This is a genomic window from Virgibacillus tibetensis (assembly GCF_036026595.1).
GTDB classification, from domain to species: Bacteria; Bacillota; Bacilli; order Bacillales; family Amphibacillaceae; genus Virgibacillus_P; species Virgibacillus_P tibetensis.
Genome location: NZ_JARZFX010000006.1, coordinates 1 through 17,515, shown reverse-complemented (window position 1 = coordinate 17,515; position 17,515 = coordinate 1). Strand labels below are relative to the sequence as shown.

General features: G+C 38.7%; 16 protein-coding genes and 1 pseudogene. 4 read left to right on the top strand and 13 right to left on the bottom strand.

Features of this window, described 5'->3' with window-relative positions; genetic code table 11:
* Positions 1–4: 4 nt before the first annotated feature.
* Positions 5–1,195: a glycine C-acetyltransferase gene (locus tag QGM71_RS12765; RefSeq protein ID WP_327607946.1), complete on the bottom strand. Its 1,191-nt coding sequence runs from the start codon at positions 1,193–1,195 to the stop codon at positions 5–7.
* A 309-nt stretch (positions 1,196–1,504) separates the two neighbouring features.
* Between QGM71_RS12765 and QGM71_RS12760 the strand changes: the two genes are divergently transcribed.
* Positions 1,505–1,633 (top strand): hypothetical protein, encoded by a 129-nt coding sequence (locus QGM71_RS12760; protein ID WP_327607945.1) that lies wholly within the window; start codon positions 1,505–1,507, stop codon positions 1,631–1,633.
* Between the two features lie 98 nt (positions 1,634–1,731).
* On the opposite strand, the gene QGM71_RS12755 is transcribed toward QGM71_RS12760, so the two are convergent.
* From QGM71_RS12755 to QGM71_RS12745, 3 genes are all read right to left on the bottom strand, one after another.
* A complete protein-coding gene (locus QGM71_RS12755; RefSeq protein ID WP_327607944.1) occupies positions 1,732–2,493 on the bottom strand; it encodes a 3D domain-containing protein in 762 nt (253 codons plus the stop codon).
* A 240-nt stretch (positions 2,494–2,733) separates the two neighbouring features.
* Positions 2,734–4,251: an MFS transporter gene (locus QGM71_RS12750; protein WP_327607943.1), complete on the bottom strand. Its 1,518-nt coding sequence runs from the start codon at positions 4,249–4,251 to the stop codon at positions 2,734–2,736.
* Positions 4,252–4,321: 70 nt separating this feature from the next.
* Positions 4,322–5,251, bottom strand: a complete 930-nt coding sequence (locus QGM71_RS12745; RefSeq protein WP_327607942.1) for a DUF1002 domain-containing protein — start codon at positions 5,249–5,251, stop codon at positions 4,322–4,324.
* Between the two features lie 279 nt (positions 5,252–5,530).
* Here QGM71_RS12745 and QGM71_RS12740 point away from each other — a divergent pair, with 279 nt between their 5' ends.
* Together QGM71_RS12740 and QGM71_RS12735 are read left to right on the top strand one after the other, a co-directional pair.
* Positions 5,531–6,733, top strand: coding sequence for an MFS transporter (locus QGM71_RS12740; protein ID WP_327608105.1), 1,203 nt, complete (start codon positions 5,531–5,533; stop codon positions 6,731–6,733).
* 272 nt (positions 6,734–7,005) lie between these two features.
* A complete protein-coding gene (locus QGM71_RS12735) occupies positions 7,006–7,251 on the top strand; it encodes a DUF1450 domain-containing protein (RefSeq protein WP_327607941.1) in 246 nt (81 codons plus the stop codon).
* Between the two features lie 108 nt (positions 7,252–7,359).
* Here QGM71_RS12735 and QGM71_RS12730 read toward each other — a convergent pair whose 3' ends face one another.
* The 8 genes from QGM71_RS12730 to QGM71_RS12695 all read right to left on the bottom strand — a co-directional run bounded on the left by QGM71_RS12730 (position 7,360) and on the right by QGM71_RS12695 (position 15,164).
* Complete coding sequence (locus QGM71_RS12730) at positions 7,360–8,529, bottom strand: iron-containing alcohol dehydrogenase (protein ID WP_327607940.1); 1,170 nt, start codon at positions 8,527–8,529, stop codon at positions 7,360–7,362.
* A 14-nt stretch (positions 8,530–8,543) separates the two neighbouring features.
* On the bottom strand, positions 8,544–8,921 hold the full coding sequence (locus QGM71_RS12725; protein ID WP_327607939.1) for a RidA family protein: 378 nt from the start codon (positions 8,919–8,921) through the stop codon (positions 8,544–8,546).
* Positions 8,922–8,967: 46 nt separating this feature from the next.
* On the bottom strand, positions 8,968–9,594 hold the full coding sequence (locus QGM71_RS12720) for a lysozyme family protein (RefSeq protein WP_327607938.1): 627 nt from the start codon (positions 9,592–9,594) through the stop codon (positions 8,968–8,970).
* Positions 9,595–9,601: 7 nt separating this feature from the next.
* Positions 9,602–10,027, bottom strand: coding sequence for a hypothetical protein (locus QGM71_RS12715; RefSeq protein WP_327607937.1), 426 nt, complete (start codon positions 10,025–10,027; stop codon positions 9,602–9,604).
* 10 nt (positions 10,028–10,037) lie between these two features.
* Complete coding sequence (locus tag QGM71_RS12710; RefSeq protein WP_327607936.1) at positions 10,038–11,390, bottom strand: MATE family efflux transporter; 1,353 nt, start codon at positions 11,388–11,390, stop codon at positions 10,038–10,040.
* 116 nt (positions 11,391–11,506) lie between these two features.
* Positions 11,507–13,510, bottom strand: coding sequence for a TRAP transporter permease (locus QGM71_RS12705; RefSeq protein WP_327607935.1), 2,004 nt, complete (start codon positions 13,508–13,510; stop codon positions 11,507–11,509).
* Positions 13,503–14,036, bottom strand: a complete 534-nt coding sequence (locus QGM71_RS12700) for a DUF1850 domain-containing protein (protein ID WP_327607934.1) — start codon at positions 14,034–14,036, stop codon at positions 13,503–13,505. Before QGM71_RS12700 ends, QGM71_RS12705 begins: the two co-directional genes overlap by 8 nt.
* Positions 14,037–14,180: 144 nt before the next feature.
* Positions 14,181–15,164 (bottom strand): TAXI family TRAP transporter solute-binding subunit, encoded by a 984-nt coding sequence (locus QGM71_RS12695; RefSeq protein WP_327607933.1) that lies wholly within the window; start codon positions 15,162–15,164, stop codon positions 14,181–14,183.
* 249 nt (positions 15,165–15,413) lie between these two features.
* On the opposite strand from QGM71_RS12695, the pseudogene QGM71_RS12690 reads away from it, so the two are divergent.
* Positions 15,414–16,076: pseudogene (locus QGM71_RS12690) on the top strand (AMP-binding enzyme); the annotation flags it as partial.
* 50 nt (positions 16,077–16,126) lie between these two features.
* Here QGM71_RS12690 and QGM71_RS12685 read toward each other — a convergent pair.
* On the bottom strand, positions 16,127–17,221 hold the full coding sequence (locus tag QGM71_RS12685; RefSeq protein ID WP_327607932.1) for an NAD(P)H-dependent flavin oxidoreductase: 1,095 nt from the start codon (positions 17,219–17,221) through the stop codon (positions 16,127–16,129).
* Positions 17,222–17,515 lie beyond the last annotated feature (294 nt).

Sequence of the window (17,515 nt, the reverse complement as noted above, 5' to 3'; positions counted from 1 at the left end):
GTTTTTATAGTAAGCCCATTTCCTTGCCAACTTTTTCATAAACAGCGATTGCCTCATCAAGCATTTCCTTTGTGTGGGCTGCACTTGGCATATTTCTTACACGTCCAGTCCCTCTTGGTACAGTTGGGAATACAATGGATTTAGCATATACGCCTTCTTCATACAATCGTTTACTGAATTTTTGTGTATCGCTTTCTCCACCAATCATACATGGCGTAATCGGTGTATCGCTATTTCCTATATCAAAGCCTAATTTTTTTAGTCCTTCTTTTAAATAATTTCCATTTTCCCATAGTTTTTCATTTAAATCTGTGCTTTCCATTAATATTTCAATTGCTTTCGTACTCGCTATGGCGTCTGCAGGAGAAACCGCAGTAGAAAATAAAAATGGACGGGAACGTACTTTTAACCAGTCAATCAAATTTTCTTTACCAGCGACGTATCCTCCGATTACCCCAATTGCTTTTGATAGGGTTCCCATTTGGAAGTCCACCTTATCCTGCAAACCAAAGTGTTTCACTGTTCCTGCGCCTTTACCAAACACACCAGATCCATGGGCATCATCCACATAGGTTATAAGGTCAAATTCTTCAGCGATTTCAACGATTTCAGGAAGTTTAGCTACATCGCCATCCATAGAAAATACGCCATCTGTGATAACCATAATTTTATTATACTGACCAGACTCAACAGCTTCTTTAGCTTTACTGCGAAGGTCTTCCATATCAGAATGATTTACGCGGATTATTTTAGCTTTTGATAATCGACAGCCATCAATAATAGATGCATGATTTAACTCATCAGATAGAATAGCGTCATTTTTATCCATTACAGCTGAAATAGCTGCCATATTACAGTTAAACCCAGATTGATAAGAGATTGCTGCTTCTGTTCCTTTAAATTCTGCAAGCTTCTTCTCAAGGTCTATGTGAAGATCCAATGTGCCGTTTATTGTACGGACTGCACCCGCTCCTACACCATGGGAGTCTACTGCTTGCTTGGCTGCTTCCTTTAAACGATCATCTGTTGCAAGGCCTAAATAATTATTTGATGACAAATTAATTAACGTCTTTCCGTCAATTTTAATTTTCGGTCCATTTGGTCCTTGAACAGGATCAATTTCGTTGTATAACCCGCGTTCTTTTAAATCCTTTATATTTTCATTTAAGAATGTATCTAATGTTTTACTAGCCATTAGTTAATTCCTCCTTCTAATAAGTACACTTTATCCGTTTATTTACTGCTTCACTTAAATTAAGTTTAACATAAACATTTTCAAAAGTTTACCTGCAGCCAAGGGAATGAAAATAGTAAAATAATTTTGTGATTAGTGATTAGAACTACAGTAGTTAAAAACTAGTCTGCCTAGAGTTCGGTTATTCGAATTCATCTTACAATAACGTAAGATTTACCTAATCAAATGTCACTAAAAAGATAGTTATTTATTCTACTATTTATTATACTTATAGTAGATACGAATAGTTTTGGAGGCGTTAAAATTAAAATGAAGAAAGTATTAATCGCTCTTTTCGCGGTACTCATCATCAGCTTCGGTATATTTGGTTATACCAAGGCAGACGAAACAAATGAAATCATAAATGAAAATGGCCACTCTACCACAATAACATCCTAGTTTTTTACTAGATTTTATTTCTATATATGTTTAGAGTAAATAAAAAAAAGGAAAGCATCTACTATAGATAGCTTTCCTTTTCATTATTGGTTTTAAAATTAATCTACTATAGTTACTTCAACTGTACGTACGCCCCAGCTGTAAGCTTCGTCTTTAGTTGGGACATGAAGATCGATTTTGTTTCCTTTAATCGCACTACCAATATCGCCAGCTACTGCATGACCATAGCCTTCAACATAGACTTTTGAGCCTAATGGAATAACTGTAGGGTCAACTGCAATAACTTTTGCGTTCGGGTCCTCGTTTAAGTTTATTCCTGTTGATGTAATTCCTGAACATCCATCACAACCCGCAGTATAAGCTGTAGCTGTTACAGATATTGTTTTTCCTTCTGCTTTTTCTTGCTCTTGATCAGCTGTTACTACTTCACTGTTAACTGTATTATCTTCATTCGTCTCCGTGTTTTCAGTAGATGCTGTTGTTGCAGCTGGTGCAGCTTCCTGTTCAACATTAACACCTTTTATTTTTAATACTTGTCCTATTGTAATGATATCAGAAGATAGGTCGTTCCATTCTTTTATGTCCTCTACCTTAACATCATATTCATTTCCGATACCAATTAAGGTATCACCTTTTTTTACTATATATTCTTCGTTGATAAATAGCGTTTGTTTAGGGTGAATCGTTGTGGATTTCAATTCATTTATATCTACTAATTCTTCAACCGAAGTGTTATATTCTTTTGCAATATTCCAAAGGCTGTCACCTTTTTGGACTTCGTATTCCTCCGCGGAAACATTTGATACAGCTGCGCCAGCAATGATAATTCCTGCAGTGATTGATACTACTAATTTTTTCAAAAGTAGTCCCTCCTTTAATTTCTGACAATGCCTATCGTATCACACACACATAAGCAATGCAGTTACAAGACTTTTAAGAGTCTATTACAAGGATTACCAAAAAAGCAGAGAAATATTACAATTATAATAGATTCGTGACAAAAGTATTAGTTATCGCTCGTTTGTATTACTATAGTCACAGTATAGTAGTATTGCAACAAATCAAGCACACCCCTATTCCATGGATGTGCTTGATTCTTACTATTTTTGTTTTTTATAGAGATATATTCCTGTCAACATGACCAATATGGATAAGATCATTGCTGTAATAAACATTTGCGAGAACCCGCTTCGGATTATTTCTGTTGCTGCCTCTAACATGTTCGTTTGGACTAACGGATCTTCAAATTGACTAATGCTTTCTATTAAATCACCATAATTTCCATTTACCGCTTCTATAGTTTCCCCCGTACTCTCCTTTATAGCGGGCTCTACTTTAGTAAATGCACCAGTCATAAATCCAGCGTAGATTGTTGGAAAGAGAGTCAATCCTATTTGACGAATCAGCGATAATGTACCTAATGCAGATCCTTGCTCGCCTTCTTTTGCACTTTCTCCCACTAACACATTCAGTGGCGCACCTAGTAGAATACCTAATCCTATCCCTGATAGAATACTTGCTATCAAGAAGGTGAAAAAGCCTTCTACTATCAGTGGGAATAATGCGAACCCGATTATTCCCATAATTCCAGAAAGAATAACCGTTCTAGTCGCTCCATGCTTATCCGTCAACATTCCTCCAAGCCCTGCCCCAATACCAGATGCAATTGCAAGCGGCGTAAGCCAATATCCGGCATGTTCTACAGGAACGTGTAATGCTTGCTGCACGAAGGCTGGAATAAAGATAATACCAGCCAGGAAACCACCGGATAATAACCCAAGTAGCAATGTTGTTTGAAACTTTCGCTGTCTCATTAAGGAGTATGCCAGGATTGGGTCTCCACCTAATTGTTCAACTCGCCGTTCATGAACAATTAAAATTATAAATATTATTATAGCACCTGCTAGAAATGGCAATACATTTGGCTGCATGAGGCTAGTCAGAAATGCAGTACTGTTTAGTTGCGTTATTCCATACATAAAACCTAGTATACCTAATGCAAGCAATAGTGTTCCTTTTATATCCAGTGGCTTTGCAGTCCCTGGATTTGACTCCTCAATCTTTTTAAATCCAAAAATAATAAGAAAAAGTGCAATTGGTATGTTGATCAGAAACATCCAGTGCCATGACCCAGTTAAACTCAATATTACAGCACCCATGTTTGGTCCGATTACTGCTGCCAGTCCGTGCATTCCACCTAGCATACCGAGCGCCTTTCCTTGTTTTTCCTTCGGCAGGGTAGAGAGGATGTAGGAGCTGCCAATAATAAATATTCCCCCTCCACCAATTGCTTGAATAAATCGCGCAGTAAGAAGGAAAGCAAAAGTAGGGCTCAATGCTACCAGCAGGGAGCCAACTCCAAATAGTGCGATTTCCACTATAAAAAGGCGCCTTCTGCCATAACGGTCTGACAGTTTACCTATTATAGGGACACTGATTGCTATACCAAGAGTATAGAGAGTTATACTCCAGGCTCCCCATGATGGAGAGACATTAAAGGAATCATTAATTGTAGTTAAGGCAGTACTTATAATCCCATTGTCCAGCCCAGCCATAAAAACACCTATTGTAAAAAGGGCCAGTGCCCACCTATGAGAGGTTTGTTTTTGCTTTTCCATTAGATCACTCCATACTTTTACAAGAAGAAAAGGACCCATTTACGAGTCCTTTTTCTTCAGTTAATACCTACTAATTAAAAAGTCCTTTTAGAAGACCACTTAACGATTCGAAAATCTCACTGAAGAAGTTTGCTACCTTCTCCCAGAACCCTGGATCTAAACCCAGGTCATCAATTTTATCTTTAATTGTAGTAGCAATATCTTCTAATTGATTTTTCACTTTATCAAAATCGATATTCAAGTCACGCATTTTCTCAAAAAGATTGACCAGCATTTCTCGATCCGCTTCATTTAAGGATATTTCAAGCTTATCTAATTGTTCTTTTACAATCCGCTCAACATCCTCTTTTGTTGCAGGGTCCTGATCAGCGATGGCTTTCTTGATCTCGGTCAAAAGTTCACTGACCTTTTCCTGACTCATTCCATCTTTTTCAGCAAGATCTGTTGCTACATCCAATTCCTCATTGGCTAATTCCATTCGTTCCTTATCCAGCCCTTCACCTTCAACATCGTAGGCTTTGTAAATCCCTGTCAGTGCTGAATGACCACTTACTTTAACAGGAGATGCAACATCTACGGTAGCATTTTCTACCCCGGCAGTCAGCAGAGCATTAGCATACATTTCCTTTGTAACCGCCGTTATATTATCGGGTGTTACGATATTAATTGTTAAGCCATTTCCTTCTTCCTGTCTAACAATTTTAGCAGAAGAATACATGTTTGAATTTGGATTGCCATCGATATAATTCGCAATATCCTGACCAGTTACATCATATTCCTGTACCGCATCAGCCTCCGCCACTCTTAGTAGATCACGGACTTCAGCCTTCTGTGCATCTGTTAGCGTATCTCCATAAACAACAATCGGTACGCCAAGTTTTTCATTAATACTGTCAGAATCACTCGCACCACCATCATCCGCCATTACAGGTAGTGATAACCCTGTAACTAAACCTGCAACCAATAGTAAGATTGTCATTAACTTAAAGATATAGTTCATAATTTTACTATCCCCTTTTATATTATTCCAGTATGTTTGCTTTTATTTTCACTTCCATCTTATGCTTGTACAATGGCAAATATCATTGTTAGTTTATTATAACGTTTTATCTGTAAAATGAATATAAGTTCAAGCAATTTTAATTAAAACAACATTTGAGCAGAATGCTTTATTTTTTTATCTACATCTAATATATTTAGAGTAACGAAATACTTTTTTAGAAAGAAGGGCATTTCAATCACTGATAATAAATCTATAGTTAAGCGAAATTTAGTGATCATGTGGTTCGCTAACTTTTTTATTGCTGGCAGTATCACCATGGTACTTCCATTCATATCTTTATATATCGATTCCATGGGGAACTTTTCGGCGGCCTATGTACAAAAATGGTCAGGGTTTATTTTTGGAATCACATTTGTCACCGCCTTTATCTTTTCTCCGATTTGGGGACGGATTGGTGATAAATTTGGCAGAAAGAATATATTAATCTTTTCTGCTATAGGGCTTGGTTTATCTGTTTTTCTAATGGGGTTTGCCACATCCGTATGGCAGCTTTTTTTATTGCGTATGTTAATGGGTATTGTAACAGGATTTATCCCAATGTCACAAGCGCTTATTGCCACACAAACACCCAAAAATATTGCTGGTCGTGTTCTGGGTACACTGCAAACAGGAAGTATTACCGGGGCACTCATGGGTCCCCTTTTAGGTGGAGTTCTAGCAGATGTCTTTGGCTATGCGAGTACATTTAAGTGGGTGTCTATTACCGTGTTCATCTCCGCGCTTATCGTCTATTTCGGGATAAAAGAATTGCGCATTAATTACCAGGATGATACAGAGAACCAATCTTATTCCAGTAGGGAAGTATTGTTGCACATCATCAGGAAACCGGTATTGTTAATCGTTATGTTAATTTCCATCCTGGTGCAAATAGCTCACTTTAGTATCCAGCCAATCTTATCATTATTCGTATTAGAAATTCACGGCCCCGCGAGCATTGCTCTATTTTCCGGCATGGCTTTTTCAGCTGCTGGTTTAGGCAATCTCTTAATGGCAAGAAAATGGGGCAGCTTAGGTGACAGGCATGGCTATATAAAAATATTAATAGTCCTTTTATTTATGGCAGGGATCGTTTACTTGCCAGGGGCATTCGTAACAAATATCTGGCAGCTGATAATCCTGCGGTTCATTCTGGGTATGGCTATTGGTGGAATTATTCCGGTACGAATGGCTTATATACGACAGGAGGCTCCTTTATCCATGCAAGGCGAAGTTCTCGGTTATAATACCAGTTTGCGTTTCTTGGGCAATATTATCGGTCCAGCGCTTGGCGGAACGCTCGCAGGATTCTTTGGCTTCTCATCCGTGTTCTTCGTAACTAGTGGTCTGTTAATACTGAGTGGCTTCATCATGCTGATCGCTTGGTACAAATATGAATACGAAGGGAAACAATCACCTTCTTTATCGCCGCATAGAGGATAGGATGTCCGGGAAGCTCTTAGTTCCCGGTCTTTTTTTATACACTTTCTACTAATCCCTACTACATGTTACTCAAAAACAGCTTTGTCTTTCAACCAAAAATAGGTAGACTGGGCTGGGGCGGGCTTTTGGGTTGTTGACCTTCACCAATTTAAACGCCAACTATTGATTTGTATCGTAATATATGCTAAAACTAACAGAGTCTTAGTAATTAAATTAGTTCAAAATTTGAAAGTAAATTTTGACATCCTATAAATAGAAAGAAAGTGATTCTCATGGGTATAGTCGTAGTAGAAGTCTGTGACGGAAATGCAATCACTACTGTTAATATAGAAGAAATAATTGAATCTGAATTTCCAGAAGTAGCTGTACTAATGAATGAGTGCTTATCTTTTTGCGGACTATGTCGTGTAAAACCATATGCACTCGTTAATAATAGACGCATTTTCGGTAACACCCCCGAAGAATGTTTAGATAAAATCAGAGTTGCAATAAAAGAAGAACTGGCTGTTTATAAATAGCAGCCAGTTCTTCTTTATTTTCGTCTATTAAACAAATGAGCTGTTGAAAAGACACAATAATTGTCATATTTCCCGGGAAATATATTGTCGAATTTTGAGTTAACTCAACTACAAGCTTGCTGTAAAAATTTCGACAGAATCCTGCTTCGTCAGCTTTTTAAAGTTACCATATTCAGCACGGGCAATAACCGTTTTATCGGCCATTTCAACTATGGAACTCTCATCAATTGAATAATCTGCCAACGTGGACGGTGCTTCTATGCTGTCCCAGAAATCACGGAGTTTCGTAATCCCTTCTTCAGCTGCAATCAAATCTGACTTTCCATCAGCGTCTACATCAAACACACGTACAGCCAGCTGTTTAAAGCGCGCTGCGTTGTCATTATCCAAAACGTGTTTCATCCAGTTAGGAAATAATATTGCAAGACCGCCACCATGTGGTATATCATGTACCGCAGATACAGCATGTTCCAAATTATGGGTTGCCCAGTCTCCCCGGAACCCCATGTTCAGCATATCATTTAATGCTAATGTGCCACTAAGCATCATGGTTTCCCGGTATTCAAAATTATCCATGTCATCCAATAGCTTAGGAGCAGTTTCAATAACTGTCTTTAAAATTGATTCACAAAATCGATCCTGAATTGGTGTATTTGGTGCTTGATGAAAGTAATGTTCAAGCACGTGTGACATAATATCTACAATGCCATAAACAGTTTGATCACGTGGAACCGAAAATGTATGAGCTGGATCAAGGATTGAAAATGCAGGGCTTGTATAAGGTGATCCCCACCCATGCTTCTCATTTGTTTCCCAGTTGGTAATAACAGAGCCTCTATTCATTTCGGATCCTGTAGCAGCATGTGTAAGAACTGTACCGAAAGGCAATGCATCGTTTGCTTGGACCTTTTTTGTTACAATATCCCACATATCTGCATCCGTCTTCGCACCTGTGGCTATTGCCTTCGTACAATCAATTGTGCTTCCGCCACCAACTGCCAGCACAAACTCGATACCTTCATTTTTACAAATTTCAACACCTTTACGCACTGTAGTAATTCGCGGATTTGGCTCTACACCGGATAGTTCAAAAACCTCTGCGTCAATCTCATCTAGTTTAGCTATCACATTATCATATATTCCGTTACGCTTAATGCTTCCCCCGCCGTAAACAATAAGTACTTTCTTGCCGTATTGCTGAACTTCTTCGGGAAGCAATTTCAACTGGCCTCTGCCAAACAGTAATTTTGTTGGATTATGATACGTAAACTTTTCCAAGTTTGTATACCTCCTTATTTAAGGTAGACTACAGCATCCATTTCAACCAGCACATCTTTCGGTAAGCGGCTTACTTCAACTGTGGCTCGAGCCGGATATGGCTCTGATAAATAGCCGCTGTAAATCTCATTGACAGTAGCAAAGTCGTTCATTGAACTCAGGAATATAGTGAACTTCACTACATTTGAGAATCCAGCCCCCACCTCAGTCAAAATAGCTTCTAAGTTTTGCATAACCTGCTTTGTCTGTGCTTCAATTCCGTCAACTACTTCACTTGTTGCAGGATCAATTGGAATTTGTCCGGAAACATAAACAAAGTCACCTGCTTGAATAGCTTGCGAATATGGTCCAATTGCTGCTGGTGAATTTTCTGTATGTACTGCTTTAATCATATGATACTTCCTCCTTTTATTCTTTTTTTTATCATAACATATACGCTTACTTATTTGCTCCCAATACGTCTCTATATTCCATTACGGAACGAACATAATAAATGTCACCGTAACATGCATCAATCTGTTTCGCTTCTTTACGTGGACATCGATACTTTTCCTTTTCAGGATCTTTTTCATACATTTCCCGCGAGAAATTAATCGCCACATCCTGTGTGTATTCTCCTGTTTCATTATGCACATAGTCAATAAATCCACTGCCAAAATTATAGGATTGGACCGCCAATTCAAGGTCACCCTCTGCTTTATCCAAGGTCCGGGAAAAATAGTAGACTCCCTGTTTAATAGAAAGTTCCGGATCATCGATACAATTTCTATCTCCACAGTAGCTTTCTGAAGATTGCATTGGGTCATTTCCTCTTCCCCCGGACTCCTGCATCATCATTGCTAAAATGACATCCACATAGCCGGAAACTTCGTATTCAGCGGCATACTTTTCTACAACAGATCGATAGTTCTGGACTTCCTCACTAATTAACAAGTTTGATATAGCAAATTGCTGCATTGGTTTTTCATAGGCTAAGAGAGAAACGCCTAAAAGGGTTCCTCCTATAAACAATGCAAGTGTCAAAGCTTTAGCTATTGCTTTTTTCGTCCTTTTCTTTATTTTCATGGGCAATCTATTCCTTCTTTTTAATAGATAGCAAGCAGCCGACAATCACTCCATAAATAAGATGTCCTACCATCCAATAAATAAATGCTGCACTATCTGTAAGTACTGGTGTCCGATCAGAAAAAGCTGTCGTCAGATATAAAAGACCTCCAACAAATATACTTCCTACAATATACGCAGATATTTTTTTGTGAATATTCCTTTGTTTAAACAGGAAATACAAAACTGCAGCGAACAGGACAGACACAATTATATGTAGAGTAAATTCTACAGTTTCACTTAGCTTCCAATATTGTATAATCGGGAAGTAATCTATATTCAATAACAGTGTATATACGGTTTTTTCCGATACTTCTTCCACCACTTTTAAAAAAACTCCAAGAACAAGTCCTGATAAAATACCAGACGTTACTAACTTAAATACTATTTTCATAGATAAACTCCTAAATATTTTTGCTTTTTTCAACAAACAATTCCTTTTCCCGCCACTTACCAAACCGGTAATACAAGTAAGCAAAAATGCTGCTGATTATAAAACTGCTGCCCATGCCAATTGCTATTCCACTATCACCAAACCAGCTTGATAAAAGCGCGGTCAAGGGGTAACGTAAAATCCAAAAGGATATTATATTAAGGGCAAGTATCTGATACATCGCCCCTGCCGCCCGGACGATTCCATTTAATATAAAATTAATTACCAGAAAAGGGTAACACAATGCAATTATTTGTAAGTACCTTGTTCCAAACTGAATCGCTTCTTCTCCCTGGATAAATAGTCTGACTCCGTGCTCTGCAAAAAAAACAACGAGTATACCTACAAGTAGCATAACAGAAAAATTATACAAAACGCCATACTTAGCAATCCTCTTTACTCTCGACCAATCTCCTATTCCTATATTTTGTCCTGCCATACTGCTAACCGCTATGCCTAGTGCATGAGCTGGAAGCATTAACAGGCTATCTAAGCGTTGTGCTGCACTAAACCCAGCTACAACGTCATCACCATATCCTGTTACAACACTCATAATTGCTGCAACCCCTGCAGAGATTACTGCCATTTGTAAACCGGAGGGTATGCCTAAATGAAAGATTAAGCTTACTTCCTGTCTGGCCGGGAGAGCTGGAAAGCTAAATGGCACCAGCTTGCGACGTAACACGTAAATTACCCCAAAGAAAAAAGCTCCTCCTTGTGAAATTACTGTGGCATATGCTGCTCCTTCTACCCCCATATTGAAACCAGCAATAAATAAAGGGTCAAGAACAACATTTAACCCAACAGCGATCATAACAAAACGAAGTGGTGTTTTACTATCCCCTAACGCTCGCAGGACGGTACTAATAAAATTATAGCCAAATAAAAATAGTATTCCTAAAAAGTTAATCTGCAAATAGGCTTGTGCTGATGCCATCATTGAGTGTGGTGTGCCCAGTAAATTCAAAAATTGTTCTGCAAAAATAAAACCAGCCAATCCCAGAACGAGGGAAATAAGGGTCAGTAAGACGACAAATGCATTTATATAACGTTTTAGACCAGTCTCATTTTCTTTTCCTTTTTGCTGTGACAAAATGGTTAGCGCGGCATTATTTACTCCAATAACAAAAGATAGAACAGTAAAGATTATAGTACTCGAAACAGCAACAGCCCCTAATGCGTTACCTCCAAGCAAGTTACCTATCCACAAACTATCTATAAACTGATAAGAGGTTTGCAATAAGTTTGCGAGCATTATTGGTCCAGAAAAAATTATTAATTGTTTAAGTATACTTCCCTGGGTAAAGTCATGCTGTTTCTTCATCCTCAAGCCATCCCCCTCTTCTGTTCTCTCATCAAGCTTAGCATGAGTTATTGCTGAAATCAGCATTTAGAATTTAAAAAAAGTGGCCAGGTATCCCTGACCACTTTTAAATTCCATTATATACTTTTTTCAGCTGCTTCTACTTTTTCAGAAGAACCTTTACTTCCTTTAATCACAAACTGAAGTGATAGCAATATACCAAAAGCTACAAAACCAATTATATCTGAATTTCCTCCTGGATATATTAAGAATAAACCAGTCGCTACTGTTAATATTCTTTCTATCCAGTGAACTTTTCGATACCAGAAACCGATCATACCCGCTCCAATTGCCATCATACCGGCAATAGCTGTTACCAGAATCCAGCTCACTTCCAAGGCTGTAGTATCAATCATTAACAACTGCGGCTGTAATACAAACATATATGGAATGATGAATGCTGCAATCGCCAGTTTAGAAGCATTTACACCTGTCCGGATCGGCTCTCCCCCTGATATACCAGTTGCTGCAAATGCTGCCAGTGCAACCGGTGGTGTAATATCTGCTACTATACCAAAATAGAAAACAAACATATGACCAGCCAGTACAGGAATTGCTACTTCTAATTGATCATTTAATGCCAGAATCGCCGGCAAAGCGATTGTTGATGTAATAATATAGTTAGCTGTTGTTGGTGAGCCCATTCCCAAAATAATGGATGCGACCATTGTAAAGAACAATGTTAATAAGACTTGCGCTTCTAATGAGTTTGCAAGTGCTCCAGCCATACTTACGAGGCCATTACCCATCTTAAGACCCAGACCAGTCTTCGTGACCACCCCAACAATAATACCCGCACAGGCTGTTGCAGCTGCAACACCCAGGGCAGTTCTGGCACCTGAAGTTAAGGCCAAAACAAACTTGCTAGGCGTTATCCTTGTATCTTTTCTGAATAAACTTACGAGTATGGTTATCCCTATACCGTATAAAGCAGTTCGTTCAATACTAAAACCCTGGAATAGTAAGAAGACAATTGCCAGGATAGGCAGTAAAAGATGTATCTTCTTTAATACTGATTTTTTACTTGGTATATCTTCCTTTGGCAACCCATGGAGTCCCAACCTTTTTGCTTCCAGATGGGTCATAATCCATATACCTGAAAAATATAAAATTGCAGGAATAGTTGCTGCTTTTGCTATTTCCCAATAACCAACTCCAGCAAATTCAATCATTAAGAAAGCTGCAGCCCCCATAATCGGCGGCATAATTTGTCCACCCGTAGATGAGGCCGCCTCTACAGCGCCTGCAAAGTTTGGTTTATAACCAAGTCTCTTCATCATTGGTATTGTATACGATCCGGTCGTTACCGTGTTTGCTACAGAACTTCCAGAGATAGTACCATTCAATGCACTTGAAAAAATAGCAACTTTCGCCGGCCCGCCAGTTCGTCTTCCCGCCAGCGATATTGCTAAATCGTTAAAATAGTTACCAACACCTGTCTGTACGAGAAATGCTCCAAATAGCAGGAACAGGAAAATATATGTAGAAGATACTTGTAAGGGGGTACCAAGAATCCCTTCTGTTGTAAAGAACATGGAACCTATCAGTTGTTGCAAACTGAGACCTCGGTGTGCTAACATACCCGGCATGTACGGACCGAATAACGCATACACCATAAAGATTATAGCGATAATGGTAATTGGAAGTCCAACCGCCCTTCTGGTAGCTTCTAAAACCAGCAATATAGCCAAACCACCAATTATCATTTGTATATCACTAATGCCACCAATATTTCGCACTAATGAATCATAAAATACCGGCCAATAACCACATACAATAATTGATAGCAAAACAAGTATATAATCATACCAAGCTACTTTTCTCTTATTTCCTTTTTTCCTCGCTGGGAATAATAAGAAAATGAGACTCATCGCAAAACCTAAGTGAACCGTTCGTTGAATATACGCTGTATATTGGCCAAATGCCCCTGTGTATAGTTGAAATAATGAAAAGGCAAGTAATCCAAAAAAGACAACTTTTGCAGCAATGCCACCAAGACTGCGTGTATTTGATTCAGTATCGTATTTTTGCAATAATTTCTCCTGTTCACTTTCTGTTAATTGGTTTTTTGAATCACTCATGGATTCTCACTCCTTTCAAGTATTGCCATAATGATAGATTCTTAATTTCGACTCTAAACCACGCACCCGGCTCAAAGTAATCATTGAAATAAACCATATGGTTCCCTTGCTCACCCCAAAAAAGGCGATTTTCAGAAACAGTTTTCCCGTTTCGTATATTAATCGATGAAAAAACGTTATTTAAATCCTTTATATGATATTTGCCGTCTATATATTCAAATTCCTGGTCTACTTCCGCATTAGATGGCATTCCTATGCCAAATTCTTCGTAAATAATTTCATATTGTTTTATATCTTTATTAGCAGTAACAATGTATTTTTCCACAACATCAGTCAGGTGGATCGAATGTTTGAAAACGATCTGGAAGGTATCTTCCTCTTTTATCGGTAAAAATGCTTCAATACTAGCTGTATTTTCTTCATAAAATACTAAAGCTGTCCGGAAAGGAACATATAATAGTAAGAGTAGAGTAACTAACAAGAGAAGGGTACTAAAGAATAGTGTTTTTATTGAAAGATTTTTCATAATTATCCACCTGGAATGCCATTAAGATTTTTATTAGGATAAATCTCCCGCATGAATAGGGCCTAATTTAAAATGGAATGGCCGGCAGCAAATTCCTCCAAAAAAGGATTACCAGCCGGCCCTCTCATTAATTATCTTTTACGATTACTCTGCAGTTACGCCCACTTCATCGAAATATTTTTTCGCTCCAGGGTGTAAATCAATCCCAATACCATTTAAAGCTGCATCCGTACTGATGAATTTAGCCTTCTCATGGGCCATTTTCTCTGCATTTTCGTAAATAGCTTTTGTAATATTGTAAACTAAATCCTCTGAAAGACTTTCTGTTACAGCTAGCATTGCAAGAACAGCAACTGTCGTAACATCTTCTTCTAACCCATAAGTTCCAGCTTCAATTGTATCAGCTGCATAATAAGGATGTAGTTCAATTAATTCATCAATTTTCTCTTGTGACACCGGAAGGACATTCACATCAGTTGTGGCAGATAATCCTTCAACCGCACCAGTTGGCGTACCAGCAGTTATAAAAGCTGCGTCAATATTACCATCCTGAATTCCACCGGTAGATTCGCCAAAATCAAGATTTTGTGCATCAATGTCATCCATTGTTAATCCGTGTACTTCAAGAATCTGTTCAGCGTTTACATACGTTCCAGAACCTGGTGCTCCTACAGAAACTGTTTTTCCTGCTAAATCTTCAACGGAAGAAATATCGGAATCTCCGGATGTTACAATCTGAATCGTTTCCGGATAAAGTGAACCTATTGCAAGTACATTATCAACAGGATTTCCGTCAAAAGAATTAATTCCTTCAACAGCATTTGCTACTATGTCTGTTTGAACAAACGCAAGTTCTGAATTTTCTTCTTGTAAAGCGATTACATTATCAGCAGAAGCGTTAGATGATACCGCGTCTGTTTGAATATCTGTTTCATTCGTAATTATTGTCGCCATTTCCCCACCTAACGGGTAATATGTACCACTAGTTCCCCCAGTAAGCATCTGCAGAAAATCCGGGTCACTATTACCATCTCCGCTACTATCATCGTTATTCCCGCCACAAGCAGCTAAAAACAAAGAAAGTATCAGCAACATGGTGAACGGTACTATGTACCTTTTGTTATTCATATAAACTCCCCCTTATAATACTCTAGCAGTCTATATTTTACCCTTATATTTATACTATTGTCAATCTATTCCTAACAATTTAAAATTAACATTATTTTCTACAAATGTAAGTATGCATGAAATACATTTGCAGTTTATAAAAATAAGCAAGTAAACATGATAGATAAGCCCTAAAATCACAATTTATTACCCGTGTTTTTTATTTATTTATAATAATTGAAATAATATGATATTACAAAGATAGGTTATCACGCTTATGGTGCAACAGAAACTACGCCACTCGTAACCATATCCCGCTTAAAGAGCTACCAGCAGGATTTAACAGGTGATGAGAAGTTAGAGGAGCGCTCGAGACAAGGAATCTTAGTTCCAGGGCTTCAGATGAAGATTATGGGTAGTGATGGTGAAGTAGAGTGGAATGATACAGATATGGGTGAATTACTCGTGCGGGGTCACTGGATTGCGAATGAATATTACAAGGACGAACGCAGTGAGAATGCTTTTGTTGATGGATGGTTCCATACAGGTGGTGTTGTAACGGTTGACGTGGAAGGAACAATTAAGATAGTCGACCGGACAAAGGATCTAATTAAAAGCGGCGGTGAATGGATATCTTCCGTCGATCTCGAAAACGCCCTCATGGCACATGATTCCGTTTTTGAAGCAAGTGTGGTGGCTATTCCTGATGCAGAATGGCAGGAAAGACCAATCGCATGTGTTGTGCTTCATGAAGATGTTTCAGAAACCGGGAAGAAAGAAGAATTGCTGGAGTTTTTGAAGCCACAGTTCGCTAAGTTCTGGCTACCTGACGATGTTCTCTTTTTCAATGAGATCCCTAAAACATCTGTAGGCAAATTCCTGAAACGCCAACTAAGAGAGCAAGTAAAGGAACATTTTAATTTGCAAGGTTAATCTGCGATAGGAAACGTCAGCAGCTGCACATAGGATAGCTGCTGACTTTCTTATTGATCAATGAGTTGAGCAGGTGCGTTATTTTCACTCTGACCAAGCATCCCATTACCAAGATCTACGAGAGACTTGATTATTTCTCCAGCCGTTTCTTCACTTTTAATTTCCCCAACCCCCTGCCCTGCCCAAAGGGATTGTAAATCTGCAATGGCAAATTCTTTACCGGCGGCACGAATATCTTTCGTTAGTTCATTTTGGATAGGAAATGGCAATGTATCAATTTTACTTCCTTCTACCTCTTCGATAAATCGATTCGCAACAGCTCTTGCCGGACGCCCCGAAAAGGCCCTGGTAATAACAGTGTCCCCACTTTTTGCTTTCATTAAAGCACGTCTATAGGCATCATTGGTTCCAGCTTCTTTCGCTATTAAAAATCTGGTTCCTAATTGAACACCAGCTGCACCCATTGCTAAAAACCCGTTAACTTGTGCTTTCGTATGTATTCCTCCAGCTGCAATAATCGGTACAGAAAGATTTTCCTTGAAGGTCTGTACAAGTACAGATAAGCCTATGTCACTTCCGTTGGGCAGCATTTTGACATCGAATGTACCACGGTGTCCCCCTGCTTCATATCCCTGTGCAACAATACAATCATATCCCGCTTCCACCAGCTGTTTTGCCTCATCAAGATTAGTTGCCATACCAATCAATGTTACATTATGTTGTTTCAACCGTTCTATTAAAACGGAAGATAATACACCAAATGCCGTACTGACGATCGGTATCTTTTCCTGGATAATCACATAGACTTTTTCTTGCAAATAATCATTCGTTTTAACTATTTCATCTCCTGAATTGATTCCCAGCTCGACCCTGAACTTGTTTAAAAAACCTTGCATGCCAGCAATATCAGCAGAGAAATTTTCCAGATTAGTTGCAAAAAGATTCACAGCAAAGGGTTTATCTGTCAGGTTTTTAACACGTTGTATCTGCTGTTTCAAATGCGTTGCACCCATATATCCCGCACCTATCGTACCTAGTGCGCCTGCATTTGTTACAGCAGCAACGAGTTCAGGCGTTGAGATTCCACCTGCCATCCCTGCTTGGATAACGGGAACATTAATTTCTAGATCTTTAAAAAAATCCATCAACAACCCTCCATTCCGTTTAATTCCTATATTAAGAATACCATAAGTTACAATCCCTTTCTCTATTTATATTGTGTTTTTGAACAAAAGCACGGGGCCCATTTAGGAAGTACGGACTGCGCCCGCGCATCGCAGTGTGGGTCGACGTTGCGCTCAGGAGCGGCGTAGTTAGTCGATCTTCCACTGTCATATGAGATAAAGCCAAATTCATATACTTTCTTTTCATTACACAAAAACGAGGCTGGGACATAACTAGCCGAAACAACTTAAAAATGGTTCCAATCATCGGTCTTT

Coding starts and splice junctions, on each gene's coding strand:
- QGM71_RS12745 (WP_327607942.1), bottom strand. CDS start 5,251: ATGAACTATATCTTTAAGTTAATGACAATCTTACTATTGGTTGCAGGT.
- QGM71_RS12720 (WP_327607938.1), bottom strand. CDS start 9,594: ATGAAAATAAAGAAAAGGACGAAAAAAGCAATAGCTAAAGCTTTGACA.
- QGM71_RS12765 (WP_327607946.1), bottom strand. CDS start 1,195: ATGGCTAGTAAAACATTAGATACATTCTTAAATGAAAATATAAAGGAT.
- QGM71_RS12685 (WP_327607932.1), bottom strand. CDS start 17,221: ATGGATTTTTTTAAAGATCTAGAAATTAATGTTCCCGTTATCCAAGCA.
- QGM71_RS12750 (WP_327607943.1), bottom strand. CDS start 4,251: ATGGAAAAGCAAAAACAAACCTCTCATAGGTGGGCACTGGCCCTTTTT.
- QGM71_RS12760 (WP_327607945.1), top strand. CDS start 1,505: ATGAAGAAAGTATTAATCGCTCTTTTCGCGGTACTCATCATCAGCTTC.
- QGM71_RS12725 (WP_327607939.1), bottom strand. CDS start 8,921: ATGATTAAAGCAGTACATACAGAAAATTCACCAGCAGCAATTGGACCA.
- QGM71_RS12735 (WP_327607941.1), top strand. CDS start 7,006: ATGGGTATAGTCGTAGTAGAAGTCTGTGACGGAAATGCAATCACTACT.
- QGM71_RS12710 (WP_327607936.1), bottom strand. CDS start 11,390: ATGAAGAAACAGCATGACTTTACCCAGGGAAGTATACTTAAACAATTA.
- QGM71_RS12740 (WP_327608105.1), top strand. CDS start 5,531: ATGTGGTTCGCTAACTTTTTTATTGCTGGCAGTATCACCATGGTACTT.
- QGM71_RS12695 (WP_327607933.1), bottom strand. CDS start 15,164: ATGAATAACAAAAGGTACATAGTACCGTTCACCATGTTGCTGATACTT.
- QGM71_RS12700 (WP_327607934.1), bottom strand. CDS start 14,036: ATGAAAAATCTTTCAATAAAAACACTATTCTTTAGTACCCTTCTCTTG.
- QGM71_RS12705 (WP_327607935.1), bottom strand. CDS start 13,510: ATGAGTGATTCAAAAAACCAATTAACAGAAAGTGAACAGGAGAAATTA.
- QGM71_RS12715 (WP_327607937.1), bottom strand. CDS start 10,027: ATGAAAATAGTATTTAAGTTAGTAACGTCTGGTATTTTATCAGGACTT.